At 74.2% G+C, this 24,169-nt stretch carries 20 protein-coding genes; 12 read left to right on the top strand and 8 right to left on the bottom strand.

Going from position 1 to position 24,169, the window contains the following annotated elements; translation table 11 throughout:
• Positions 1-148 precede the first annotated feature (148 nt).
• The 10 genes from ACIOGZ_RS01220 (at position 149) to ACIOGZ_RS01175 (ending at position 12,287) form a co-directional block, all read left to right on the top strand.
• On the top strand, positions 149-1,114 hold the full coding sequence (locus ACIOGZ_RS01220; protein WP_363579658.1) for an iron ABC transporter permease: 966 nt from the start codon (positions 149-151) through the stop codon (positions 1,112-1,114).
• The gene (locus tag ACIOGZ_RS01215) at positions 1,111-2,145 is read left to right on the top strand and encodes a FecCD family ABC transporter permease (RefSeq protein ID WP_400804917.1); all 1,035 of its coding nucleotides are present in this window, start codon (positions 1,111-1,113) and stop codon (positions 2,143-2,145) included. Before ACIOGZ_RS01220 ends, ACIOGZ_RS01215 begins: the two co-directional genes overlap by 4 nt.
• Positions 2,145-2,987, top strand: coding sequence for an ABC transporter ATP-binding protein (locus ACIOGZ_RS01210; RefSeq protein ID WP_363579374.1), 843 nt, complete (start codon positions 2,145-2,147; stop codon positions 2,985-2,987). Before ACIOGZ_RS01215 ends, ACIOGZ_RS01210 begins: the two co-directional genes overlap by 1 nt.
• Positions 2,988-3,073: 86 nt before the next feature.
• On the top strand, positions 3,074-4,063 hold the full coding sequence (locus ACIOGZ_RS01205; protein ID WP_400984315.1) for an ABC transporter substrate-binding protein: 990 nt from the start codon (positions 3,074-3,076) through the stop codon (positions 4,061-4,063).
• A 103-nt stretch (positions 4,064-4,166) separates the two neighbouring features.
• Entirely contained in the window at positions 4,167-5,375 is a 1,209-nt protein-coding gene (locus ACIOGZ_RS01200; RefSeq protein ID WP_400984312.1) for an acetyl-CoA carboxylase biotin carboxylase subunit family protein, read from the top strand.
• Positions 5,372-7,087 (top strand): IucA/IucC family protein, encoded by a 1,716-nt coding sequence (locus ACIOGZ_RS01195; RefSeq protein WP_400984309.1) that lies wholly within the window; start codon positions 5,372-5,374, stop codon positions 7,085-7,087. Before ACIOGZ_RS01200 ends, ACIOGZ_RS01195 begins: the two co-directional genes overlap by 4 nt.
• Positions 7,084-8,304, top strand: coding sequence for an MFS transporter (locus tag ACIOGZ_RS01190; RefSeq protein ID WP_400984306.1), 1,221 nt, complete (start codon positions 7,084-7,086; stop codon positions 8,302-8,304). Before ACIOGZ_RS01195 ends, ACIOGZ_RS01190 begins: the two co-directional genes overlap by 4 nt.
• Complete coding sequence (locus ACIOGZ_RS01185; protein WP_400984303.1) at positions 8,301-10,055, top strand: IucA/IucC family protein; 1,755 nt, start codon at positions 8,301-8,303, stop codon at positions 10,053-10,055. Before ACIOGZ_RS01190 ends, ACIOGZ_RS01185 begins: the two co-directional genes overlap by 4 nt.
• Positions 10,052-11,260: a type III PLP-dependent enzyme gene (locus tag ACIOGZ_RS01180; RefSeq protein ID WP_400984301.1), complete on the top strand. Its 1,209-nt coding sequence runs from the start codon at positions 10,052-10,054 to the stop codon at positions 11,258-11,260. Before ACIOGZ_RS01185 ends, ACIOGZ_RS01180 begins: the two co-directional genes overlap by 4 nt.
• Before the next feature lie 229 nt (positions 11,261-11,489).
• Positions 11,490-12,287 (top strand): inositol monophosphatase family protein, encoded by a 798-nt coding sequence (locus ACIOGZ_RS01175; RefSeq protein WP_400805280.1) that lies wholly within the window; start codon positions 11,490-11,492, stop codon positions 12,285-12,287.
• Here ACIOGZ_RS01175 and ACIOGZ_RS01170 read toward each other — a convergent pair.
• The 5 genes from ACIOGZ_RS01170 to ACIOGZ_RS01150 form a co-directional block, all read right to left on the bottom strand.
• A complete protein-coding gene (locus ACIOGZ_RS01170; protein WP_400984298.1) occupies positions 12,259-12,405 on the bottom strand; it encodes a hypothetical protein in 147 nt (48 codons plus the stop codon). The genes ACIOGZ_RS01175 and ACIOGZ_RS01170 overlap by 29 nt on opposite strands.
• A gap of 109 nt (positions 12,406-12,514) precedes the next feature.
• The gene (locus tag ACIOGZ_RS01165) at positions 12,515-13,978 is read right to left on the bottom strand and encodes a pyridoxal phosphate-dependent decarboxylase family protein (RefSeq protein WP_400984296.1); all 1,464 of its coding nucleotides are present in this window, start codon (positions 13,976-13,978) and stop codon (positions 12,515-12,517) included.
• Positions 13,979-14,199: 221 nt separating this feature from the next.
• Entirely contained in the window at positions 14,200-15,696 is a 1,497-nt protein-coding gene (locus tag ACIOGZ_RS01160; protein ID WP_400804892.1) for a diaminobutyrate--2-oxoglutarate transaminase, read from the bottom strand.
• A gap of 142 nt (positions 15,697-15,838) precedes the next feature.
• The gene (locus ACIOGZ_RS01155) at positions 15,839-16,579 is read right to left on the bottom strand and encodes a response regulator (RefSeq protein WP_363579387.1); all 741 of its coding nucleotides are present in this window, start codon (positions 16,577-16,579) and stop codon (positions 15,839-15,841) included.
• Positions 16,576-18,384 carry an ATP-binding protein gene (locus ACIOGZ_RS01150; protein WP_400984293.1) on the bottom strand — a complete coding sequence of 603 codons (1,809 nt, stop codon included), beginning with the start codon at positions 18,382-18,384 and terminating at the stop codon, positions 16,576-16,578. The genes ACIOGZ_RS01155 and ACIOGZ_RS01150 overlap by 4 nt, the downstream gene beginning before the upstream one ends.
• Before the next feature lie 230 nt (positions 18,385-18,614).
• Between ACIOGZ_RS01150 and ACIOGZ_RS01145 the strand changes: the two genes are divergently transcribed.
• A complete protein-coding gene (locus ACIOGZ_RS01145) occupies positions 18,615-20,018 on the top strand; it encodes a cation:dicarboxylate symporter family transporter (RefSeq protein ID WP_363579391.1) in 1,404 nt (467 codons plus the stop codon).
• Between the two features lie 160 nt (positions 20,019-20,178).
• Here ACIOGZ_RS01145 and ACIOGZ_RS01140 read toward each other — a convergent pair whose 3' ends face one another.
• Both ACIOGZ_RS01140 and ACIOGZ_RS01135 read right to left on the bottom strand, forming a co-directional pair.
• Entirely contained in the window at positions 20,179-21,144 is a 966-nt protein-coding gene (locus ACIOGZ_RS01140) for a hypothetical protein (protein ID WP_400984290.1), read from the bottom strand.
• A gap of 45 nt (positions 21,145-21,189) precedes the next feature.
• Complete coding sequence (locus ACIOGZ_RS01135) at positions 21,190-22,047, bottom strand: RNA polymerase sigma factor (protein WP_400984288.1); 858 nt, start codon at positions 22,045-22,047, stop codon at positions 21,190-21,192.
• A gap of 113 nt (positions 22,048-22,160) precedes the next feature.
• On the opposite strand from ACIOGZ_RS01135, the gene ACIOGZ_RS01130 reads away from it, so the two are divergent.
• Positions 22,161-22,535, top strand: a complete 375-nt coding sequence (locus ACIOGZ_RS01130) for a hypothetical protein (protein WP_400984286.1) — start codon at positions 22,161-22,163, stop codon at positions 22,533-22,535.
• Positions 22,536-22,717: 182 nt separating this feature from the next.
• On the opposite strand, the gene ACIOGZ_RS01125 is transcribed toward ACIOGZ_RS01130, so the two are convergent.
• The gene (locus tag ACIOGZ_RS01125; protein WP_363627573.1) at positions 22,718-24,103 is read right to left on the bottom strand and encodes a cytochrome P450; all 1,386 of its coding nucleotides are present in this window, start codon (positions 24,101-24,103) and stop codon (positions 22,718-22,720) included.
• Positions 24,104-24,169 lie beyond the last annotated feature (66 nt).

The raw sequence follows: 24,169 nt of genomic DNA, 5'->3' as shown, positions 1-24,169 counted from the left end.
CCGCGGCGAACGGCCCGACATCGGACCAGGCGACCCGAGATTGACGAACTTAGGCAAACCTAACCTAAGATGTCGACTCGTGTTGAGAACCGACCCGCCGGCCACCACGGCCCCGGCGACGCCTCGATCGTCTGCGGTCCAGCGGCCCCTGCTGCTGGTCGCCGGTGTGGGCGCGCTCGTGCTGTGTGCCGCGCTGAGCCTCGCGCTCGGCTCCCGATCCATCCCGCTGTCCACCGTGGCCGACGCGCTCACCGGGGCCGCCCACGGCGGCGACGCCGATGTGGTGACGGGCCTTCGCCTGCCGCGAACGGTGATCGGACTGGCCGTCGGGGCCGCGCTCGGCGTCGCCGGGGCGGTCGCCCAGGGCGTCACCCGCAACCCGCTCGCCTCCCCGGTCACCCTCGGCGTCAACGCCGGCGCGAGTCTCGCCGTGGTCGCCGCGATCTACGCGCTGGACCTCACCCGGCCCGTCGAGTACGTCTGGTTCGCCTTCGCCGGGGCGGCCGTCGCCGCGGTCGCCGCGTACGCGATGTCCCGGCGCGGCGGCGACCTCGACCCGGTCCGGCTCGCGCTCGGCGGCACCGTGCTCACCGTGGTGCTCACCTCCTGGACCTCCGCGCTGATGCTGGCCAGTCACCGCACCCTGGACGAGGCCCGGTTCTGGTTGGCCGGCTCGATCGGCGGGCGGCAGCTGGACACCCTCACCCCCGTGCTGCCGTTCCTGGTGCTCGGCCTGCTGGGCGCGTTCGCGATCTCGCCCGCCCTCAACGCGCTGGCCCTCGGCGACGAGACCGCCCAGTCGCTCGGCGTGCCGGTGGCCCGGATCCGACTGGCCGGAGGGCTGGCCGTTGTCCTGCTCGCGGGCAGTGCGGTGGCCGTCGCCGGGCCGGTGGCGTTCATCGGACTGGCCGCGCCGCACCTGGTCCGCCCGCTGCTCGGCAACGACCACCGCTGGCTGCTGCCGGGCTGCCTGATCGCCGGTCCGCTGCTGCTGCTCGCCGCCGACGTGCTCGGACGGCTCGTGGTGCGCCCCTCCGAGATCGAGGTCGGCATCGTGACCGCCTTCCTCGGCGCGCCGCTTCTCGCCGTACTGGCCCGGAAGGTGGCCCGGTGACCGCGCTCGCCGTACCCGTCGGCACGCTCGCCCGCCGCCGGGCCCGCACCGCCGTGTGGTCGGCGCTGGCCGCCGTCGTCCTGGTGGTGCTGACGGGCGTCGCGCTCGGCACCGGACAGGTGAGCCTGTCCGGATGGGACGCGCTGCGCGCCCTGGTCGGGCAGGGCGAACCCGGAAACGTCCTGGTGGTGCAGCAGTTCCGGGCGCCCAGGGTGGTGTCGGCGCTGATCGCCGGGGCCGGGCTGGCGATGGCCGGCTCGATGCTCCAGCGGCTCTTCCGCAACCCGCTGGCCTCCCCCGACACCATCGGTGTCACCGGCGGCGCGTCCTTCGGCGCGGTGCTGATGCTCGCCACCGGCGCCTCCCAGCAGCTGATCCCGCTGGCCGCGCTCGGCGGCGGACTGCTGGCGGCGCTGCTGCTCGGCGGCCTCGCCTGGCGGTCGAAGATGGCCGTCACCCGGCTGGTGCTGGTCGGCCTGGCGGTGCAGCAGGGCCTCGCCGCCGCCGTGAACCTGATGATCGTACGGTTCCCGGCCGAGCTGGCCTCCTCCGCGATGCAGTGGACCACCGGCTCGCTCTACGGCCGCAACTGGACCGAGGTGTGGATCGGCGGCACCGCCATCGCGCTGACCGCCCTGGCCGTGCTGCTCTGCCAGCGGCGGATCGCGGTCCTCGACCTCGGCGACGACTCGGCCGGCGGCCTCGGCCTCAACCCCGGCCGGGACCGGCTCTGGCTGCTGCTGCTCGGCATCACCCTCGCCTCGCTGGCCGCCGCCCTCACCGGCCCGGTCGCGTTCGTCGCGCTCGCCGTACCGCACCTGGTCCGGCTGCTCGCCGGGCCGCCCACCCTCGGCACGCTCGGACTCACCGCGCTCACCGGCGCCGTCCTGCTGCTGTCCGCCGACCTCCTCGTGCTCCACGTGATCCCCGTCCACGGCCTGCCGGTCGGTGCCGTCACCGCCACGCTCGGCGCGCCCTGGCTCCTGGCGCTGATGATCCGCCAGGGCCGGCCTCCCCAGAGGAGCAACTGATGACGCCCACGACGACCGTCGAGTCCGTCACCACCACCGCCAACCGGCTCGCCGCGCACGGCCTCGACCTGCGCTACGGCGACCGCACGATCGTCGACGGGCTCGACCTCGAACTGCCCGGCGGCGCCGTCACCGCCATCGTCGGGCCCAACGCCTGCGGCAAGTCGACCCTGCTGCGCGGACTGGTCCGGCTGCTCGACCCCGCCGCCGGCACCGTCACCCTGGACGGCTCCGACATCCACCGGATGTCCGCCCGGGCCCTCGCCAAGCGGATGGGCCTGCTGCCGCAGCAGCCGGTCACCCCCGAGGCGATCACCGTCGAGGCGCTGGTACGGCTCGGCCGGTACCCGCACCAGCGGATGCTCAGCCCGTGGTCCAAGACCGACCAGGCCGCCGTCGAGGACGCCCTCGCCCGGACCGGCACCGCCGAACTGCGCGAGCAGCAGGTCGACCGGCTCTCCGGCGGGCAGCGCCAACGCGCCTGGATCGCGCTCGCACTCGCCCAGGACACCGAGCTGCTGCTGCTCGACGAGCCGACCACCTTCCTCGACCTGCGCCACCAGCTCGACGTCCTCGACCTGGTCGCCGACCTGCACGCCGAGGCCGGACGCACCGTCGTCATGGTGCTGCACGACCTCGGGCAGGCCGCCCGGTACGCCGACCACCTGGTGGTGCTCAAGGACGGGCGGCTCGCCGCCGCCGGACCGCCCGCCGAGGTCCTCACCGCCGACCTGGTCGAGGCCGTGTTCCAGGTGCCGTGCCGGGTGGTGCCCGACCCGGAGACCGGCACGCCGCTGGTCGTCCCCCGGGCGCGGACCCGGCCGCGCGCCGCCGACCGCTGACCACTGCCCCCGTTCGTCACCCCCGACGCTCCTCACCCTCGACGCTCCGCAACCCGACGCCCGCTCGACCCGATCCAAGGACCCCCATGAACCGCCGCCTCCCCGTCGCCGTCCTCGCCGTCGCCCTGTCCACCACGCTGCTCGCCGCCTGCGGCAGCGACGGCGGGACCAAGCAGAGCGGGGACGCCTCCTCCGCGAGCGCCGGCGCCTCCGCCGGCTTCCCGCGCACCGTCACCCACGCCGCCGGAACGGCCCAGATCAAGGCCCAGCCCAAGCGCGTCGTGGTGCTGGACAGCGGCGAGCTGGACGACGTCACGCTGCTCGGCATCACGCCGGTCGGCGCGGTGTCGCCGCACATGAAGACCGAGGGCGGGTTCCCGAACTACCTCAAGGACAAGATCAAGGACACCAAGGACGTCGGCCCGATGAACGAGCCGAACCTGGAACTGATCGCCTCCCTGAAGCCCGACCTGATCCTCTCCTCCAAGGTCCGCCACGCCAAGGTCTACGACCAGCTGAACGCGATCGCGCCGACCGTGCTCGCCGAGACCACCGGGTCCCCGTGGAAGGAGAACCTCGCCCTCTACGCGCAGGCGCTCGGCAAGGAGGACGAGGCCAAGAAGGCGCTCGCCGACTACGAGGCGCGGGCCGCCAAGCTCGGTGAGGCGATCAAGGCGAAGAACGGCGGCACCATGCCGACCGCCTCGGTGGTCCGCTTCGTGGCCGGACCGACCCGCCTCTACGCCAAGGCCTCCTACAGCGGCGTGGTGCTCAAGGACGTCGGCCTGGCCCGCCCGGCCGCCCAGGACGTCGACAAGAACATCGTCGAGGTGAGCGCCGAGCAGATCAACCAGGCCGACGCCGACCTGGTGTTCGTCACCACCGCCGACGACCCGTCCAAGACCAAGGAGAGCGAGGTCCAGCAGACCCCGGTCTGGCAGGGCCTGAACGCCGTCAAGAACAGCAAGGTCTTCAACGTCCCGGACGAGACCTGGATGTCCGGCATCGGCGTCCAGGCCGCCGACGCCATGCTCGGCGACATCGCCAAGGCCGCGGGCGTGGACGCGCCCAAGTAACCGCCGACGGACGACGGCGGGCGGAGGCGGCTGCCGCTGTGGCCGCCACCGCCACCGCCCGCCGTCACTCCCGTCCGCCACCACCCTCAAGGACCACCACCCCATGCGGCTCTACCTGCTCGCCCTCAACCCCACCGACTCGGTCACCGCCGGCTTCCTGCCCGCCGCCGCCCGGCTCGGGCTCGACGTCACCGTCCTGACCGACCACGCCGAACCCCACGAGAAGGCCTACGCCGACCTCCCGTTCACCGCACCCGCGGTGCTGGAGTGCGACGTCCGGGACTTCCGCGCCGTGATCAGCCTGGTCTCCCGCCACCACGCGCCCGACGCGGTGTTCAGCAACAGCGACCACCTGCAGACCCAGACCGCCCTGGCCGCCGAGTACTTCGGCCTCCCCGCCAAGGACTGGAAGGCCGCACTGCGGGCCAAGGACAAGGGCCAGCTGCGCCGCCACCTCGCCCTGACCGGCCAGGACGCCGTCTGGTCCGCCGAGTTGGCCCCCGGGCAGGACCCGGCCGAGCTGGAGCCGCCGTTCCCGTGCGTGGTCAAACCTCGTGAGGGAGTGGCCAGCGAGGACGTCACACTGGTCGCCGACGCCGCCGAACTCGCCCTCCGCTGCCGGGAGATCCAGCACCGCCGGGCCGGCGCGACGCTGGTCGTCGAGGAGTTCCTGGACGGCCGGCTGTGCACCCTGGAGACGCTCGGCGACGGCCGCCGCCGGCACGTCCTCGGCGGCTTCCGCACGCAGCTCTCCCCGCCGCCGGACTTCATCGAGGAGGTGCTGGAGTTCGTCCCCGCGCACCCCGGCGGGGTGGTCGCGCAGGTGCTCGCCCAACTCGACGCGCTCGGGATCGGACTCGGCGCCTGCCACACCGAGTTCGTCGTGCAGCCCGACGGCCGCGCCCGGATCATCGAGGTCAACTACCGCGCCATCGGCGACCAGTGCGACCTGATGCTCGCCGAGATCCTCGGCGTCCCGCTCTTCGAGCACATCCTCGCCGCCCACCTCGGCCGGGAACTCCCCGCGGACCTCGGCGCGCAGTGCGCCGCGACCCCGCGCCGGGCCCGCAACGAGGTGGTCTGCGCCGACCGCGCCGGCCTCCTCACCGCCGCCCCCGGGCCGTACGACGAGGAGCGCGACGGCGTCCGGCTCGCCTACCGCCCGCTGCGCCCGCTCGGCGAGCGGCACGAGCACTACCGCACCAACCGCGACTACCTGGGCGTGATGTGGGCCATCGGCGCCGACCAGGAAGCCGTGGACGCCGCCGTCGCCCGGTTCCGCGCCGCCAACCGCTGGGAGATCACCCCGTGACCGCCGACGAGCAGCTCACCCTGCGGGTGCTCTCCGCCCTGCTGCGCGAGGACGTCCTCGGCCTGCGCACCCGCGGCGCCGTGGAGGACCGCGCGGACGGCGCCTGGTTCACCGTCGCGGACGCCGAACTCGCCCTGCCCGTCGCCGTCGAGGGGTTCCAGTGCGAGTACGCCGCCCGGCTGCCCCTACTGGAGCTGGCCGGGCGCCGGCTCACCGGCCTGGACGTCATCGTGGCAGCCCTGGCCGGCCTGGCCGAGGCCGAGGACCGGCCCGGCTGGGACGCTTTCGCCGAGGAGTGCCGCCAGACCCTCGCGACCATGGAACTGCACGAGCGCGCGCGGCCCGAGGTGCACACCCGGCTCACCGACCTGTACGGCGAGGACCCGGCCGACTGGACCGGTCTGGCCGCCGCCCTCGGCCACGACACCCTGGCCGCCTACCTCGACCACCCCGTCTACCCGACCGCGCGCGGCCGATCCGGCCTCACCGAACACCAGCTGAGCTCCTACGCACCGGAGTTCCACCCCGCGTTCGAGCTGCGCTGGCTGGCCGTCCCGACCGACGCCCTCACCACCCACGGCCGGCGCCCGCTCCCGAGCTGGTGGCCCACTCCGGCCTGGCTGGGCCTTGCGGACGCCTGCCCCGGCGACGGCTGGACCACCCTGCCGGTCCACCCCCTCACCGTCGGCGCCCCGCTGGACGAGGCACTGGAGGCGGCCGGCCTGGCCGACCGCGCGGTGCTCGCCGAACGGCCCTACCTGACCGTCGTGCCGACGCTCTCCATGCGCACCGTCGCCGTCGCCGACGACCCCGCCTGCCACCTCAAACTCCCGCTCGCCACCGCCACACTGGGCCGGCTCAACCGCCGCACCATCAAGCCCGGCACGCTGCTCGACGGCGCCGCCGGCCAGCGCCTGATCGAGGCCGTGCTGGCCCGCGAGCCGCGCTTCGCCGGCCGCGTCCTGCACGCCGACGAGCAGACCTGGGCGCACGCCGGTCACGAACTGCTGGCCGTCCTGCTGCGCCGCTACCCCGCCGGGCTGGAGCGGGCCGTCACCGTCCCGCTGGCCGCCCTGCTGGCCCCCGCGCCCGGGGGCCGCCTGGTGCTCGACCACCTCGTCGACCGCTTCCACGACGGCGACCAACTCGCCTTCTACGACTCCCTGCTGGAACTGCTGCTGGACTGGCAGACCACGCTGTTCGACTACGGCATAGCACTGGAGTCGCACCAGCAGAACACCTCCCTGGTGCTCGACGGCGACGGACTGCGCCTGCTCTACAAGGACGACGACGGCCCGCGCGTGCACACCGCCCGGATGACCGCCCGCCTCGGCGAACTCGCCCCGACCCGGGCCGACTTCGACGACGCCCGGATCTTCGGCGACGACGACCGGGCGCTCACCGACCTGTTCACCACCATCACCGGCCACCTGTGCACCGGCGCGCTCGCGTTCGGCCTCGCCGAGCACCGTCGCGCCGAACTCACCGACGTGCTCACACTGTTGCGAAAGCGCCTGGCCGAAGCGGTGGACCGGATCGGACCGGCCGGTGAGCCGCTGCGGACGGACCTGCTGGAGGCCGAACGCCTGCCGGTCAAGGCCATGGTCAGCGCCGGGACCCTGCTCAGCAAGCAGCGCTCGGGCGCCGCCGACATCAACAAGCACTACACCAGCGGCCCCAACTACCTGCTGGCGGACGGGATCACCCGGTGAGTGTGGAGACCGTTTCGCAGCGGTCCGGCCACGGGACCGACCACTCCGGCGGACTCGGCCGCCGCCAGGTGCACGCCGTCGCCGCCTGCTACTTCGTCGCCTCCTTCGCCGCGCTGGGCCTGCCGCCGTACCTGACCGCGATCCTGCCCACGCTCGGCGATCCGCAGGCCCGGTGGGCCGGCGTGCTCTACATCGTCCCGACGGTCTTCAGCGCGCTCGGCGCACCGCTGTGGGGCCGGCTCGCCGACCGCTTCGGCCGCAAGCGGCTGCTGCTGCGCGCCCAACTCGGGCTCACCGTCTCCTTCCTGCTGGCCGGGGCCGCCGGCAGCCTGCCCGCGTTCACCCTCGCGCTGGTCCTTCAGGGCTTCCTCGGCGGCACCTTCGCCGCCACCAACGGCTACCTCGCCGCCGCCCTCGACGGACCGCGGCTGTCCCGCGCACTCACCCTGATGCAAGGCAGCGCCCGGGCGGCCCTGGTGGCCGCACCGATCCTGGTCGGCGCGCTGTCCCCGTGGATCGACCCGCACCGCCAGTACCTGGTGATGGCCGTCCTCCCGCTCGCCGCCGCGCTGCTGCTGTCCCTGCTGCCCGAGCCGGACCGTCCGGCGGCCACCCCCGCGTCGGAGGGCCGCGCCGAGCGGGCACCCGCCGCCCCGCTCCTCCCGCTCTACGTCTTCGAGTTCGTCTTCGTCTTCGCCACCGTCATCTCCTTCCCCTATCTCATCTCGCTCGCCGAGCAACGGCTTCCCGGCGTCTCCGGCACCACCACCGGCGTGCTGTTCGCCCTGCCGCACCTGTGCTACCTGGTGTTCGCCGCACGCGTCCACACGCTGTTCCACGCCCGCCCGCACACCGGCATCGCACTCGGCTTCGGCCTCGTCGCGCTCGGCCTGGCCGGGCACGCCGTCGCGTACTCGCTCCCGGTCTTCGTCGCCGTCCGGCTGCTGCTCGGCGCCGGGCTCACGCTCGGCCTGGTCTGCCTCGCCGTGCTCGCCGCCGGAGCGGCCCAAGGGCGCGCGCCCGGGCGGATGTTCGGCACGCTCGAACTCGTCTCCAAGGGCGGCGCCGTCGCCGCTGGCGCCGTCGCAGCGCTGGCCAACGGGCAGTTCGGCGCCGCCGCGCCCGTGGTGGCCGGCACCGCCGCCGCCCTGCTGGCCGCCGTCGCGGCCACCGCATTCTCCCTCCCGTCCCTCCGCCAGCGCTGGAGTCGCCGATGACCCCCGAGCCGATCGCCCCCAAGTCGATCACCCACGAGCCGATCAGCCACGAACTGCCCACCGCCGACGACGCGGTGGCCCACACCCTGCTGAACTGCCTGCTGCGCGAGGTCTCCGCCCCCGAGCACCAGACCGCCGTGGCCGACGGCCGCCTGCTGCTGCGCCTGCCCCGGCGCGGCGCCCTGCTGCGGATCGCCCTGCGCCGCACCTCGCTGCTCGGCGCGCACCGCTTCACCGGCCCGGTCGAGATCGAACGAGGCGGCATCTGGGCGGAGTTGAACTGGCGAGAGCTGGCGGAACACGTGCAGGACGAACTGGAGCTGCGCACCGGCACGGTGAACGAGGAGTTCCTCGGCCAGGTCACCTCCAGCCACGACGGCCTCCGGCAGAGCCTGGCCGACCGCCCGGTCTCCGGACCGGATCGCTACCTGGAGTCCGAGCAGGCCCTGCTGTTCGGCCACCGCTTCCACCCGGCGCCCAAGTCCCGCTCCGCCGCTCGGGGGGACTGGCGCGGGTACGCCCCGGAGTTCCGTGCGGCGTTCCCGCTGCGCCACCTCGCCGTCCGCACCGAACTGCTCACCGAGCAGTCCCTGGACGAGAGCGCGAGCGCCCTGCTGGACGGCCTCGGCGACGTCCCGGACGGATACCGCCTGCTGCCCGCCCACCCCTGGCAGTACCAACTCATCGGCGATCACCCGCTGTTGCGCGACGCCCTGGACCGCGGGGACGTCCTCGACCTCGGGCCGCGCGGCGAGGAGTTCGCCGCCACCGCCTCGGTGCGCACCCTCCACGGCGCGGACGCCTTCCTCAAGTTCAGCCTCAACGTGCGCATCACCAACTGCCTGCGCAAGAACGCCGCTTACGAGCTCACCGGCGCCGTCGAACTCACCCGGCTGCTCGCCCCCGCCCTCGCCGACCTCGCCCGGCGCTTCCCCGACGCGGCGATGCTGCGCGAGCCCGCGTTCCGCACCCTCGCCCTGCCCGGCGCCGACGGCCGACCCGACCAGGCGCTGTACGAGGGCTTCGGCCTGATCGTCCGCGAGGGCTTCGGCGGCGTGCTGCGGCCCGGCGTCACCCCGCTGCTGGCCGCCGCCGTCGCCGACGAGCACCCGACCAGCTCCGCCCACATCTCCCGTCTACTGGCGGGGAGTTCGGACGCCTCCCGGGCCCTGGACTGGTGGCGGGCCTATCTGGGGCTGCTCATCCCGCCCGTGCTCGCCGCCTACTTCGACCACGGCGTGGTGCTGGAGCCGCACCTGCAGAACGTGCTCATCGGCGTCGACGCCACCGGGCACCCCACCCAGGTGCTCTTCCGCGACCTGGAGGGCACCAAGCTCGTCCCCGAGCACAACGCCGACCTCCTGGCCGCCCTCCCGCCCGAGGTCGCCGGGCCGATGACGTACGACGCCGAACGCGGCTGGGACCGGGTGGTCTACTGCCTGCTGGTCAACCACGTCGCCGAACTGCTGGCCGCCCTCGCCGACCGCCACCCCGAGCTGGAGGGCGCCCTGTGGCAGGCGGTCCGGGACACCCTGGAGCGGTACGCGGCAGGCCACGGCCGCCCGCCCCGGCTGCGGGCGCTGCTCGCGGGCGTGCCGCTGCCGGCCAAGGCCAACCTGCTCACCCGTTGGGAACGCAAGGCCGACCGACAGGCCGGCTACGTCCGCCTGCCCTCGCCGCTCGCCGGATCCGTCCTCGCCCAGGCCGCCCGCGCCGCTACCCCCCTCTCCCTCGGGAGCACCGCCCGATGACCGAGATCGTCCGCCGGCACGTCGCCGCCCTCGCGTCCGATGCCCTGCCCGCCTACGTCTACGACCTGGCGGCGCTGCGCGCGCACGCCGCCGCCGTCCGGGCCGCGCTGCCCGCGCGGGTCGAGCTGTACTACGCCGCCAAGGCCAATCCGGAGGCGCCGCTGCTCGCCGCGCTGCGCGACGCGGTCGACGGCTACGAGGTCTCCAGCGGAGGTGAGTTGGCGCACGTGCGGGCGGCCGTTCCGGACGCGCCGCTGGCCTTCGGCGGCCCTGGCAAGACGCCCGCCGAGATCGCCGCCGCCGTGGACGCCGGGGTGCACCGCTGGCATATCGAGAGCGAGCAGGAACTGCACCGGCTCGACGCCGTCCTCGCGGACCGGCCGGGCACGGTGGTCGACGTGCTGCTACGGGTCAACCTGCCGGTCGCCACCGGTGCGCTCGACGCGGTGGCACTCGCGATGGGTGGGCGACCGACGCCCTTCGGGCTCGACCCGGACCGCGCCGAGGAGTGCGTGCGCCAGCTCACCGGCGACGGCACCGGCCCGCTCGGACGGCGGCTGCGTCTGCGCGGCGTGCACGCCCATCTGGCCAGCGGGCTCGCGGCGGCGGAACAGCTGGCCGTCGCCGAGCAGATCGTGGCCTGGTCGGCCGCGCTGGCCGAGCGGCACGGCTTCCCGCTGGTGGAGGTCAACGTCGGCGGCGGAATGGCCGTGGACTACGACGACCCGGCGAACCACTTCGACTGGACGGCCTTCGGCGAAGGGCTGGCCAAGCTGCTGGACGCCCACCCCGGCCTGACCCTGCGGATCGAACCCGGCCGGGCCCTGACCGCCCACTGCGGCTGGTACGCGACCGAGGTGCTGGATGTGAAGCAGAGCCACGGCGAGGACTTCGCGGTGGTCCGTGGCGGCACCCACCACCTGCGCACCCCCGCCACCCGGGGGCACTCCCAGCCCTTCGAGGTGCTCCCGGTCGACGCCTGGCCGCACCCGTGGCCGCGCCCCGCCGTCGCCACCGGCCGCGCCACCCTGGCCGGCCAGCTCTGCACCCCGAAGGACGTCCTCGCCCGGGCCGCCGCCGACGCCGACGGCCTGCGGGCAGCCGACCGGGTGCTGTTCGCGATGGCGGGCGCGTACGCCTGGAACATCTCGCACCACGAGTTCCTGATGCACCCGCGCCCGGGGTTCCACTACCTGGGCGACTGAAGGCACCCCCGGGACGGCGGGCAGCAGGTAACAGCTGACAGATAACAGATAACAGATTTCGAAATCTGTTATCTGTTATCTGTTCGCCGTTCCCTGTTCGAGCCCCGCCGCCCGCCCGTCCGCGCGCCGGACCCCACCCGCGGGCCCCGCCCGCCCCAGGGGTCGCCGCAGGTCGCCTCCGCACACTCGTGCGACAGTGGTAGGCAGCGAAGGGAGCGCGAACGTGCTGATGGACAAGGTGGCGGCGATACTCGCCGAGGCGTCGGCCGAGGTGGTGGAGCCGCGCTTCCGGGCGCTGGCCGCCGGCGAGGTGATGGAGAAGGCGCCCGGCGAGATCGTGACGGTCGCCGACCGCGAGGCCGAGGTGATCATCGCCCGCCGCCTGCGCGAGCTGCTGCCCGTCCCCGTGGTCGGCGAGGAGGCGGTCTCCGCCGACCCCGAACTCGCCCAGGCCCTCCACGACGAGCCCGCCGCCTGGCTGGTCGACCCGGTCGACGGCACCGCCAACTTCGTCGCAGGCCGCCCCGAGTACGCCGTGATGTGCTCGCTCGTCCGCGGCGGAGAGACCGTCGCCTCCTGGATCTGGCAGCCCGCCACCGCCACCGCCTACTGTGCCGAACTGGGCTCCGGGGCCTGGCGCGACGGCGTGCGCCTGACCCGGCCGCCGGCACCGCGCGACGCCGCGAAGCTGCGCGGATCCGTGAAGAGCCGCTACCTCGACCCGGAACACCGCCGGCGTTTGCAGGCCAACGAGTCGGCCTTCGGCGAGGTCTCCCCCGGTCGGCACGCCGCCGGAATCGAGTACCCGGACGTCGTCGAGGGCCGCTTCGACTTCCTCCTCTACTGGCGCACCCTCCCCTGGGACCACGCCCCCGGCTCCCTGCTCGTCACCGAGGCCGGCGGCGTGTCCGCCCGGCTGGACGGCACCCCCTACCGCCCCGAGGCCCCCGGCTGCGAGAACGGCCTGCTGGTCGCCGCCGACCCGGAGACCTGGGAGCTCACCCGCACCACACTCCTGAGCGACTGACCGACCGCAACCACAGCCACGCCGCCACCGCCACCGCCACCGCCACCGCCACCGCCACCGCCACCGCCACCGCCACCGCCACCGCCACCGCCACCGCCACCGCGGCAACCATGGTCATCCGGTCGCGGTCATGAATCGGCGCCCTGGTCCTCGGTCCCGAACGGGGCCTGCCCGGGCGCCGGTCGGCCGGCGATGACCGGCGATGACCGACTCCCCGCAGCGCGCGCCTAGCCGGCCCGGTCCCCCTCGGCCTTCCGCCCGGCGCCCACCACCTCGCGCAGCAGTACACGGACCTCCCCCGCCGTGGCGTGCGGGTTGAGCAGGGTGAGCTTGAGCCGTACCCGGCCCGGCCCCTCGCCCGGGAGTTCGGTCCGCCCGACCACCGCCCGCCCGGTGCGCAGAAGCAACCGGCGCAGGCTGCCGTTGAGTTCGTCGACGGCAGCCTCGTCGGTCAGGCCCGGCGGCCGGTAGCGGAACAGCACGACGGTCAGCGCGGGTTCGGCGTGGAGTTCGAGCGACGGTTCGGCGCGGACGGCCTCGGCGGCCGACCGGGCGAGTTCGTGGCAGGCGTCGACGAGTCGGCCGAGCCCGTCGCGGCCGAGGGTGCGCAAGGTGACGGCGAGTTTGAAGGCGTCGGCCCGCCGGGTGGTGCGCAGCGAGCGGCCGAGCAGGCTGGGGTAGCCGGCCTGCTCGTCGTCCACGGGGTTGAGGTACTCGGCGCGGCGGGCGAGCGAGACGTAGGTCTCGGTGCGGCGGACCAGGAAGACGCCGGCGGCGGCGGGCTGCCAGCCGAGTTTGTGCCAGTCGAGGGAGACGGAGTCGGCGCGGTCGATGCCGTCGAGGAGCGGGGCGAGCCGGTCGGAGAGCAGCGCGCCGCCGCCGTACGCGGCGTCGACGTGCAGCCAGGCGCCGTAGCGGCCGGCCAGGTCGGCGGCGACGTGCAGCGGATCGATGCCGCCGGTGTCGGTGGTGCCGGCGGTGGCGACGATGGCGATCGGGGTGCGTCCGGCCCAGCTGGCCTCGGCCAGGGTCCGCTCCAACTCCTTTGGTTCCATCCGGAGTTGCCGGTCGACGGGGACGGTGGTGACGGCGCGCTCGCCGAGCCCGAGCAGGGCGGCGGCGCGCTGGACGGAGAAGTGCGCGGCCTCGGAGGCGACGACGCACGGCCGGACTCCGGCCGGGATGCCGTCCAATTCGACGATGCCGTCCAGCTTCTGGTCCCGTGCCAGCATCAGTCCCATGAGGTTGGACTCGGTGCCGCCGGAGGTGAGGACGCCGGCAGCGCGGGCCGGGTCGTAGCCGACGAGGGCGGCGAGTTCGGCGAGGAGGGCGGTCTCCAGGGCGGTGGCGGCGGGGGCCTGGTCCCAGGAGTCCAGGGAGGGGTTGAGGGCGCTGACCACGAGGTCGGCGGCGGCGGCCACGGCGAGCGGCGGGCAGTGCAGGTGGGCGGCGCAGGCCGGGTCGGCGGGGTCGGCGGCGCCGTAGGCGAGGAGTTCGGTGAGGCGGGCGAGCGCGCCGGGCCCGTGGGCGCCGGCCAGACCGTCGGCGACCAGCGCACCGAGCTCGGCCGGACTGCCTGCGGGCAGCGGCCCGCCGCGCAGGGCGATGCCGTGGTCGAGCGCGTCGAGGACGGTGGCCAGCAGCGGTCCGAGCGCGCCAGGCCCGCCGACGCCGCCCGCGAGGGCGTCCAACGGGGCGGGCCCGCCGGGCAGTCCGGCTGCGGCACCGGAACCCGAGCCGGAACCCGCATCGGAACCGCCACCAGCCCTCGAACCGCCTCCAACTCCAGAACCGGCCCCGACTCCGGCCCCGGAACCGCCCTCGGCACCGGAGTCACCACCGGCCCCGGCTCGGGCGCCCGAGCCTCCTCCCGAGCCTTCCCCTGAACCGCCATCGCCCCCTCGCCGCGCGCTCATTCGGCGCCCCGGGCCGCGGGAGCCGCGGCGCTCGCCGCAGCGACGGGTTCGACGGCCGCAGCGGCCGCGATCGCGTCGGCCAGCCGGTCGAGCACCGCGGCGACCTGCTCGTCGGTGATGGTCAGCGGCGGCAGCAGTCGCAGCACCGCGTCGTGGCGCCCGCCGAGCTCGACGATCAGCCCGCGTGCCAGGCAGGCCTCCCGCACCCGGCGGGCGAGCGCCGGGTCGGCCGGCCTGGCCCCGCAGGCGTCCGGATCGGCGGCGGGGTCGACGAGTTCGACGCCGAGCATCAGGCCGCGCCCGCGCACGTCGCCGATCACCGGCAGTTCGGCGGCGAGCCCGCGCAGCCGGGCGGTCATCCGCTCGCCGACGACGGCGGCGCGCTCGGCCAGCCCGTGGGCGGCGACGTGGCGCAGGGTGGCGGCGCCGGCGGCCATGGCGAGGGTGTTGCCGCGGAAGGTGCCGGTGTGGGCGCCGGGGCGCCAGCCGTCGTAGTCCTCCCGGTAGACGACGACGGCGAGCGGCAGGCTGCCGCCGATGGCTTTGGAGAGCACCATGGCGTCCGGGACGATGCCGCTGTGCTCGACGGCCCACATCGCCCCGGTGCGCCCGACGCCGGTCTGCACCTCGTCGACGATCAGCGGGATGCCCCGCTCGGCCGTGATCCGGCGCATCTCGCGCAGCCAGCCGTCGGGCGCGGGGACGACGCCGCCCTCGCCCTGGACGGCTTCCAGGATCATCGCGGCGGGCGGGACGACCCCGCCCGAGGGGTCGTCGAGCAGCCGTTCGACGTAGGTCGCGGCGAGGTCGGCGCCGGCCTCGCCGCCGACGCCGAACGGGCAGCGGTAGCCGTACGGGTAGGGCAGCCGGACGACCTCGCCGCCGCTCGGCAGCGGTTCCTTGACGGCGACGTTTCCGGTGAGCGCCAGGGCTCCGGCGGTCATGCCGTGGTAGGCGCCGGTGAAGGCGAGCGCGCCGGACCGGCCGGTGGCGGTCTGCATCAGCTTGAGCGCGGCCTCGACGGCGTCGGTGCCGGCCGGCCCGCAGAAGTGGATCCGGGCGCCGGCGGCGAAGTCGGCGGGCAGGCTCTCGAAGAGGGCGCTGGTGAAGTCGTCCTTCTCGGCGGTGGCGAGGTCGAGCAGGTGCAGCGGGGCGCCGCTGTCGAGGGTGCGGCGGATCGCCTCCAGCACCACCGGGTGGTTGTGCCCGAGGGCGAGCGTCCCGGCGCCGGAGAGGCAGTCCAGGTAGCGCCGCCCGTCGGCGCCCTCGACGGTCATGCCGTGGGCCCGTACCGGGACGATCGGGAAGGACCGGGCGTACGTACGGGCGGCGGACTCGCGTACGCGCTGGCGGCGCAGGATGGCCTCGCCGGAGGCCGGGGCACCGGCGGCTCCAGCGACACCGGCGGATTCGACACCTCCGACGGCTCCGGCGGCTCCGACAGTTCCGGAGGAGGAGGCCGGAACCTGGGCGGGAACGGCGGCGAGCGACAAGGCAAACCCCCAGAAGAAGTTAGGTAAGCCTAACTTTACCGCCCCTGACCTGGCGGGATACCCCATGGGCCCCCAGAACCACCCGAGTGAGTGAACCGCCCCCGGTCCTGCCAACGAGCCACCGGCGAAAAGGTCACGGCCCTCACCCCCGCCGACCCGGAGCCGCCCCGCCACCCTTCCACCGGTAGCAGAGCTCCGGCCGCCCCACGCTCCCGTACTGCGGTTCCCGCACCGCCCGCCCGGTGTCGACGAGGTGTTCGAGGTAGCGGCGCGCGGTGATCCGGGAGACCCCGGCGGCGACGCCCGCGGCGGCGGCGGACAGACCCGTCGCCGTCTCGCGCAGTACGGCGGCGACGGTGTCCAGGGTGGGCGCGCTCAACCCCTTGGGGAGGCTGCTGCGCTCGGGCGTGCGGAGCAGGGCGAACGCCTGGTCGACCTCGTCCTGCCCGGTCGCCTCGCCGGTGCGCCCGAGGCTGTCGCGGTAGCGGGCGTAGCGTTCCAGGCGGTCGTGCAGGGCGGCGGCGCTGAACGGTTTCAGCAGGTACTGGACCACGCCCGCCGACACGGCCTGCCGCACCATCGCCAGGTCGCGGGCCGAGGTCACCGCGATGACGTCGGTGGTGTGGCCGGCGGCACGCAGCGAGCGGCATAGGTGGAGGCCGTGGCCGTCCGGCAGGTAGAGGTCGAGCAGGGTCAGGTCGACGGGCCTCCCGGCAGCGCGGGCGCGGTCCAGGAAGCGCAGCGCGTCGGCGCAGCTGTGCACCGTCCCGGCGGCGTGGAAGCCGGGTTCGCGCTCGACGTAGAGGGTGTGCGCGGCGGCGGCCACGGGGTCGTCCTCGACGACCAGCACGGAGATCCCCGGCCCGGCGGTCACCTCGGTCATCGCGACACCCCTTCCCGTCGGCCCGGCTGCCCCGGCTGGCCTGGCTGGCCCGGCTGGCCAAGTTGCTCCGGGCTCCCGAGTTGCCCCGGCTGCCGCTCACCGGATCGTGCCGGCAGCCCAGCGAGCGGCAGCCGGACGGTGAGCACCGCACCCCGGTCGCGCCCGACCTCGACGCTGCCGCCGTTGCGCCGGGCGGCCTGGGAGACCAGCGCCAGCCCGAGACCGTGCCCGCGCACGTCCTGCTTGGTGCTCCAGCCGCGCCGGAACACGTCCTCGACGGCGGCCGGGTCGATCCCCGCCCCGGTGTCGGCGACGCGCAGCAGCAGGCAATCGCCGCCACCCGGAGCCGCGTCGCCGCCACCCACGCCACCCACGCCACCCACGCCACCGCCATCGATCCGCACGGTGACGGTGACCTCCGGCGGCACCGCGCTCTGCGCGGCTCCGGCGATGGCGGCGTCCACGGCGTTGTCGATCAGGTTGCCGAGGACGGTGATCAGGTCCCGCGCGGAGAGCCCGGGCGGCAGCAGCCCGTCGTCGATCCGACTGTCGTCGGTGAGGGCCAACTCCACTCCCCGTTCGGCCGCTTGGGCCGCCTTGCCGAGCAGTAGCGCGGCCAGTACTGGTTCGCCGACCGCCGCGACCACCCGGTCGGTGAGCTGCTGGGCGAGCGCGAGCTCGGCGGTGGCGAACTCCACCGCCTGTTCGTGGCGGCCGAGTTCGATCAGCGAGACGACGGCGTGCAGCCGGTTGGCCGCCTCGTGCGCCTGCGCCCCGAGGGCCTCGGTGAAGCCCCGCACGGAGTCCAACTCTCCACTGAGCGACTGGAGTTCGGTGTGGTCGCGCAGGGTGACGACCCGGCCGAGGCCGGTGCCGATGGTGGAGGTGTTGAGCACCACCACCCGCTCGGCGGTCAGGTGCACCTCGTCCCGGACCGGCTCGTCGCCGAGCACGGCCGCGACCAGCGCCTGCGGCAGCCCCAGCTCCACGATCAGGCGGCCCTCCAAGTTGCCGCCCAGTCCGAGCAGTTCACGGGCCGCGTCGTTGCAGAGCACCACCCGGTGCGCGCGGTCCAGCAGGACCAGCCCCTCGCGCACCGAGCGCAGGGTCGCCTGGTGGTATTCGTAGAGGTGGCTGAGTTCGGCCGGCCCCATGCCGTGGGTGTGCCGCCGCAGCCGGGAGTTGGCGAGGTAGGTGCCCACACCGCCGACCCCGAGCGCGGCCACCGCCACCCCGATCAGGGCGAGCAGCGGGCCGCTCAACTGCGCGGAGATGGATTCCACCGTGAGGCCCGCGCTGACCAGCGCGATCACCTGGTGCCGGTCGTCCAACACCGGCGTCACCACCCGCACGGACGGCCCGAGCGTGCCGGTGTACGTCTCGCTGCGGGTCTCCCCCGCGAGTGCCCAGTCGATGTGTCCGAGGAAGCGCTTGCCGATCTGCTCGGGCAGCGGGTGGGTCCAGCGCACGCCCTCGGTGTCCATGACGGTGATGAAGGAGACGCCGGTGTCCACCCGCACCTGCTCGACGTACGGCTGGAGCACCGCGGTCGGGTCCGGCGTGGTGACGGCGGCCCGCACGGAGGGCGAGTCGGCGACGGCGTGGGCGACAGTGGTGACCTGACGACGGGCCGCGTCCTCGGCCCGGTCGGCGGTGAAGAGGTATGCGAGCACCGCACCGCCCGCCACCACGGCGGCGACGATGACCACCTGGACGACGAAGAGCTGCCCAGCCAGGCTGCGGACCAGCCCGCGGGGTGCCGGGAGCCGTCGGCGCGAGGGCGTGGGGGCGGTGCGCACGGACATGCCTGCCAGTGTGCACCACACTCCCGGGGTCCCCCAGGGGCCCGCGACAGGTCGGCGGCCTGCCGACGACCTGTCGACGAACGCCCCCCAGCCCCGTCGCACCCCACGGCCCAGCGGCACCCGGCCGTGAACTCTATGAACGCAAACGTGACCTCCGTCACGCCCAGGCCCGATAGTCAGAGCGGCCCACCACCCGGGGCCGCCAGGACCGCACGGCGAAGGAGCCGCAGATGTCGATCGATGGAGCCGCACCGGCGGGGGGATCCAGACGCAGGGACCGGACCCACTACCTCTACCTCGCCGTCATCGCCGCCGTGGTCGCGGGCATCGCGGTCGGGCTGGCCGCCCCCGGCTTCGCCGTGGAGTTGAAGCCGGTCGGCACCGGATTCGTCAACCTGATCAAGATGATGATCAGCCCGGTGATCTTCTGCACCATCGTGCTGGGCATCGGCTCGGTGACCAAGGCCGCCAAGGTCGGCAAGGTCGGCGGCCTCGCCCTCGGCTACTTCCTCGTCATGTCGACCGTCGCGCTGGCCATCGGCCTGGCCATCGGCAACCTGCTGGAGCCCGGCGGCGGCCTGCACCTGACCGCCGCGCTCGCGAAGTCCGGCCACGCCCAGGCCGTCGCCGGCGGCGCCCAGTCGACGACCGACTTCCTGCTCGGGATGATCCCCACCACCACGTTCTCGGCCCTCACCGAGGGCAAGGTGCTGCAGACCCTGCTGGTCGCACTGCTCGCCGGCTTCGCCCTCCAGGCGATGGGCCCGGCCGGTGCCCCGGTGCTGCGCGGGATCGAGCACGTGCAGCGGCTGGTCTTCCGGGTCATGTCGATGATCATGTGGGTCGCGCCGATCGGCGCCTTCGGGGCGATGGCCGCCGTCGTCGGGGCGACCGGCACGGCCGCGCTGAAGAGCCTCGCGGTCATCATGATCGGCTTCTACGCGACCTGCGTGCTGTTCGTCGTCGTCGTCCTGGGCGCGCTGCTGCGACTGGTCGCCGGGGTCAACGTGTTCGCCCTGCTGCGCTACCTGGGCCGCGAGTTCCTGCTGATCCTCTCCACCTCCTCCTCCGAGAGCGCGCTGCCCCGCCTGATCGCCAAGATGGAGCACCTCGGCGTGAGCCGCCCGGTCGTCGGCATCACCGTGCCGACCGGCTACAGCTTCAACCTCGACGGCACCGCGATCTACCTCACCATGTCGTCGATCTTCATCTCCGAGGCGATGGACAAGCCGATGTCGATCGGCGAGCAGCTCTCGCTGCTGGTGTTCATGGTGATCGCGAGCAAGGGTGCGGCCGGGGTCACCGGCGCCGGGCTGGCCACCCTGGCCGGCGGACTGCAGTCGCACAAGCCCGCGCTGGTGGACGGGGTCGGCCTGATCGTCGGCATCGACCGCTTCATGTCCGAGGCCCGTGCGCTCACCAACTTCGCGGGCAACGCCGTCGCCACCGTCCTGATCGGGCACTGGACCGGCGAACTCGACGCGGACCGCGCCCAGCGGGTGCTGGCCGGCGAGGAGCCGTTCGACGAGCGGACCCTGGTCGACGCGCACGGCGGGCCGGTCGAGGCCCCCGAGGCCGTCCCGGCGACTCCGGAAGCCGTCCCCGTCCAGAGCGGCGCGGCCGCGGCCGCCTGAGCGGCCCCCTCATACGCCCCCGGTCCGGCGCCACCACCTCCCCCGGAAACGGCGCCGGACCGGGGGTTCCGCATGTCCGACGGGCCTTCGCCACAGGCCCTCACCGGTCCTCACCGGTTCTCGCGGGTCCCCACAGGTCCTCGCAGGTCCTCGGAGGTCCTCACAGGTCCTCGGAGCCGCTCACCGCCCAGGCCAGGCCACAGGCCGGGTCCTCCAGTGCGACGTGCAGATGGCGCAGCCCGGCGGTCGGCTCGTGCCAGATGAAGCAGCGCATCCGGGCCACCAGCGCGTCGACCTCCGCCCGGTCCGACCCGTCCGTACCCTTCGCGCCGGCCATCGCGACCAGCGCCCGCCAGAGCGCCAGCCGTCCGTGCGCCGAGCCCCGTCCGCGGTCCACGACGGCGGCCTGTACCAGCGCCGGATAGACCAGCGCGAACGGCAGGTACCCGCCGGTGACCCGGGAACTACGGGCCAGTTGGGCGGCCGCCTGCGGCGCCGGGCCCCGGACGCAGACCACCTCCGCCCAGTCCGCCAGTGCGGCCAGCGCCCGGGTCGCCCGCTGCCCGCCCAGCCGTACGCCCGATGCGGGCAGCGTCACGTCACCCAGACCCTCCCGGCTGGCCGGCAGGGTCAGCAGCGCACTGCGCGCGCCCCCGCAGGGCAGGTACTGGCGCACCCGCGCCCCCTCGTCCCATCCGGCCGTCTCCCACGGCGCCAGCAGCAGCGGCACGCCCTCCGGGTCGGGTTCGGCCCCGTACGAGAGGTCCTCGCCGAGCAGCACCCGGGTCTGCGCGACCAGTCGGCGCACCGGGGCCGGGACGAGCAGCGGGGCCAGCCGCAGCCAGGAATGCCGGGTCGCCAGCACCTCCCAGAGCGGACCGGCGTCATGGTCGGCGACCCCGGCGACCGTCCCCGGGCCGCCGTCCCGGTCGAACAGCCGGACGGCCAGCTCCGGCGGCGCCGAGTAGGCGATCAGGTGGCCGAGCGGCGCGGTCAGCGCCGCCGCGGGCTCCTCCCCGGCGCGCTCCACGGCTGCCGCCCGACCCTGCCGGTAGGCGGTCAGCAGTTCGGGCCAGCGGCCGTCGTCAGCCAGGGCGCGGAGGCGGTGGTCCTCGTACGTGATCACGATTTTCAGCGTACGGGCCGGGGCGGCGCATCAGCTGACTTGGCGTCAGCTCGGTGCGTCGGGTGCCGCTTCGGGCGCCGCCCCAGGGCCTGCACCGGGCCCCGCAGCGGACCCCGCAGCGGACCCCGCGCCGGGCGCCGCTTCGAGGGCGGGCCCCGGCCGATGGTCCCGCTCGCCCTCCCGCTCATGTTCCCGCTCATGATCCCGCTCCCGCGCGAGGACCGCGCGCAGCCTCCCGTGGGCGCGGCGACGGGTGACGGCCAGCGTGCTGCGATGCAGGCCCAGCAGTTCGGCGGCCTCGTCGACGGTGTAGCCGTCGAGGTCCACCAGCACCACCACGCGGGCCTGCTTCGCCGTCAGGCAGCCCAGCAGTCGGAGCACCTCCCAGCGCGCCTGCAGCTCGGCCATCCCGCCCGACGGCGACTCGACCGGCGGCCGGTCCCGCTCCCGCTCGGCCGTCTCGCACGGATCGGGCAGCACGACCCTCCGCCGCTCCCGGCGCCACTGGTCGCGCAGGATGTTCGCCATCGTGGTGAACACGTAGGCGTAGGGCTGCGGATGGCTCAGGAACCGCTCCGGCCTGCGGGCGATCCGCAGATACGCGTCATGCACCACGTCCCCGGCGGCGAGCCCGCCGGTGAGCGACGCGGCCGCCCGGTGGAGCCTCGGCAGCATTTCCGTGAACACCCGGTTGAAATCGTCCGATTGACGATCGGCAGGCCTCGGACCGAAGTCCTTCCCACCGCCGCCCCCGCGTCCGCCACCACACCTACCGCCGCATTCCGCCATGCCGCTCTCCCCGGAAATCGGCACTCCGAAAGCCCAGTTGGGCAGGTCACAACCCAAAGAAAAGGTTGTGACACAGCTCACATCATAGGCCGTCGTCTCACTGTACGCAGTCATTCGTGCGCAATACGTCATCGGCCGGACGGGAAGCCGGAATTCACCCACCCCGTGGATCTGGACGGCCGGGGACGCACCGCCCGATCCGTACCGCTGAGCGAGGAGAAACCGCCATGCGAGGTCGCATCGCCAGGAAGATCGCCACGTTCGGGGCCGCCGCCGCGGCCACCCTCGGCGTGCTCGGGACCACCACCCTGCCCGCCGCCGCCGCGCCCACCGTCGCCGACCAGACCATCACCGCCAATGCCATCGGAGCCTCGCCCGAGGTGGCCGCCGCCTCCTACCACTGCGTCATCACCGCGAACTACGGGTGGCGCTGGGAGGGCTACTGCAACGTCTACTCGGGCGAGTTGCGCACCATCACCTACTGTGCCAACGGCACGAGCACCACCGGCCTGTGGATCGGCGCCCGATCCCAGGCCTGGGACGTCTGGGGCAACTGCCCGGGCTCCACCTGGACCAAGATCGTGTTCCAGAGCCGGGGCTGAGGCACCGGCAGAGCCGATCGGGGGCGCTGTCCCGCCGGGGCGGCGCCCCCGCCGCGCACCCGCACCCCCCGGTGGGCGCCGGCCGGCCACACACCCGGAGAGGCAGCGAACAGATAACAACAAACAGATGACAGATAACAGATTTCATCCTCTGTCATCTGAAATCTGAAGGCTGTCAGCCGTTACCCGGCGAGCCCTGCGGCTCCCCGCGCCGTCACCCGGATCCGCATCGGGCTCGCCGCGCGGAGCGTGATGCCCTGGGCGAGCGCCACCCGCTCGTCCACCGCCTCCATCTCGAAGTCCCGCAGCAGCACGCCCAGGCTCAGCACCGATTCCAGCATCGCGAAGTGCTGCCCGATGCACGCCCGCGGACCACCACCGAACGGGTACCAGGCGTAGCGGTGCCGGTCCTTCTCCTGCTCGGGCAGGAAGCGGTCGGGGTCGAAGCGTTCCGGGTCCGGCCAGTGCGCCGGGTGCCGGTGGGTGACCAGTGGCGAGACGACGACCTGGGCACCCGCCGGAATCACGTACCCGTCGATGACCGTCTCGGCGACCGCCCGCCGCCCGACCAGGGCCGCCGCCGGGTAGAGCCGCATCGCCTCCTTCAGCACCCGGGTGATGTACGGCAGCGACTCCAGGTCCGCCGCGGTCGGCTCCCGGCCGGCCAGCACGGTCTGCGCCTCCTGCTGGGCGAGCTTCCGCTGCTCGGGGTGCTTGGCGAGCAGGTGCAGCGCGAAGGCCAGCGAGGTGGCCGTGGTCTCGTGCCCGGCGAGCAGGAACACAAGTACCTGGTCCCGGAGTTCGGCCGGGTCGAGTTGCTCCCCGTCCTCGCCACGGGCCCGTCCGAGCAGTGTGAGCAGGTCGTCCGCGTCCTCGTCCAGGCCGCCGCGCGCGGCCCGCTCGGCGATGATCCGGTCGCAGACCGCGTACAGGGCGCGCTGGGCCTCGGCGCCGCGCCGGTTCGAGGGGGTCGGCCAGGTGCGCGGGATGCGGATCGCCGCGAAGCCCCGGTCCCAGACGTACTCACCGAGCACCGGGAAGCTGCGGTCCACCACCGCCACCGCCTCCTCGACGTCCGCGCCGAACAGGATCCGGGCGACGGCTCGCAGCGCGAACCGGGACATCTCCTCCGCCGCGTCCACGACCCCGACCGGGATCGCGTTCCACCGCTCGGTGAGCGCCCGCGCCTCCCGGGCGACGGCGCCCGCGTAGCCGTCCACCCGGCGGCGGGTGAACAGCGGCTGGACCAGCCGGCGCTGGCACTGGTAGTCGCCGTCCTGGCTGGTCAGCAGGCCGTTACCGACGCTGGTCCGCAACTCGTCGTAGAAGGCGTTCTCCTTGCGGAAGTTGGCCGCCTCACCGCCCAGCACCTGCTGGACGCCCTCCGGGGAGAACACCCCGTAGAACTCGACCCGCAGCCCGGGCGGCCCGACCCGGAACCGGACCACGTCCCCGTGGTCGCGGCGGGCGGCGAGGTAGGTGCGCAGCGGGCGGCGGGTGAGGTCGAACAACGACCCGACCAGGGGGTTTCCGGCCGGCCCGGGGATGAGGGCGGTGGCGGCGGTCATCGGCACTCCATTCTCCGCAGGCGACCCACCAACCTAGCTGACGATCCATCAGCTGCGGAAGGCGTG

Origin of the sequence: Kitasatospora sp. NPDC088160 (assembly GCF_044741445.1) — a bacterium.
Lineage (GTDB): Bacteria > Actinomycetota > Actinomycetes > Streptomycetales > Streptomycetaceae > Kitasatospora.
Note: the sequence above shows the minus strand (reverse complement) of the source record. Positions and strands in the feature narration are given on the sequence as shown.

What these genes read in the sequence shown, in the direction of transcription:
- ACIOGZ_RS01155 (WP_363579387.1), bottom strand. Translation starts at nt 16,579, where the DNA reads ATGACCGAGGTGACCGCCGGGCCGGGGATCTCCGTGCTGGTCGTCGAG.
- ACIOGZ_RS01150 (WP_400984293.1), bottom strand. Translation starts at nt 18,384, where the DNA reads ATGTCCGTGCGCACCGCCCCCACGCCCTCGCGCCGACGGCTCCCGGCA.
- ACIOGZ_RS01205 (WP_400984315.1), top strand. Translation starts at nt 3,074, where the DNA reads ATGAACCGCCGCCTCCCCGTCGCCGTCCTCGCCGTCGCCCTGTCCACC.
- ACIOGZ_RS01180 (WP_400984301.1), top strand. Translation starts at nt 10,052, where the DNA reads ATGACCGAGATCGTCCGCCGGCACGTCGCCGCCCTCGCGTCCGATGCC.
- ACIOGZ_RS01200 (WP_400984312.1), top strand. Translation starts at nt 4,167, where the DNA reads ATGCGGCTCTACCTGCTCGCCCTCAACCCCACCGACTCGGTCACCGCC.
- ACIOGZ_RS01185 (WP_400984303.1), top strand. Translation starts at nt 8,301, where the DNA reads ATGACCCCCGAGCCGATCGCCCCCAAGTCGATCACCCACGAGCCGATC.
- ACIOGZ_RS01170 (WP_400984298.1), bottom strand. Translation starts at nt 12,405, where the DNA reads ATGACCATGGTTGCCGCGGTGGCGGTGGCGGTGGCGGTGGCGGTGGCG.
- ACIOGZ_RS01135 (WP_400984288.1), bottom strand. Translation starts at nt 22,047, where the DNA reads ATGACTGCGTACAGTGAGACGACGGCCTATGATGTGAGCTGTGTCACA.
- ACIOGZ_RS01125 (WP_363627573.1), bottom strand. Translation starts at nt 24,103, where the DNA reads ATGACCGCCGCCACCGCCCTCATCCCCGGGCCGGCCGGAAACCCCCTG.
- ACIOGZ_RS01130 (WP_400984286.1), top strand. Translation starts at nt 22,161, where the DNA reads ATGCGAGGTCGCATCGCCAGGAAGATCGCCACGTTCGGGGCCGCCGCC.
- ACIOGZ_RS01210 (WP_363579374.1), top strand. Translation starts at nt 2,145, where the DNA reads ATGACGCCCACGACGACCGTCGAGTCCGTCACCACCACCGCCAACCGG.
- ACIOGZ_RS01175 (WP_400805280.1), top strand. Translation starts at nt 11,490, where the DNA reads ATGGACAAGGTGGCGGCGATACTCGCCGAGGCGTCGGCCGAGGTGGTG.
- ACIOGZ_RS01145 (WP_363579391.1), top strand. Translation starts at nt 18,615, where the DNA reads ATGTCGATCGATGGAGCCGCACCGGCGGGGGGATCCAGACGCAGGGAC.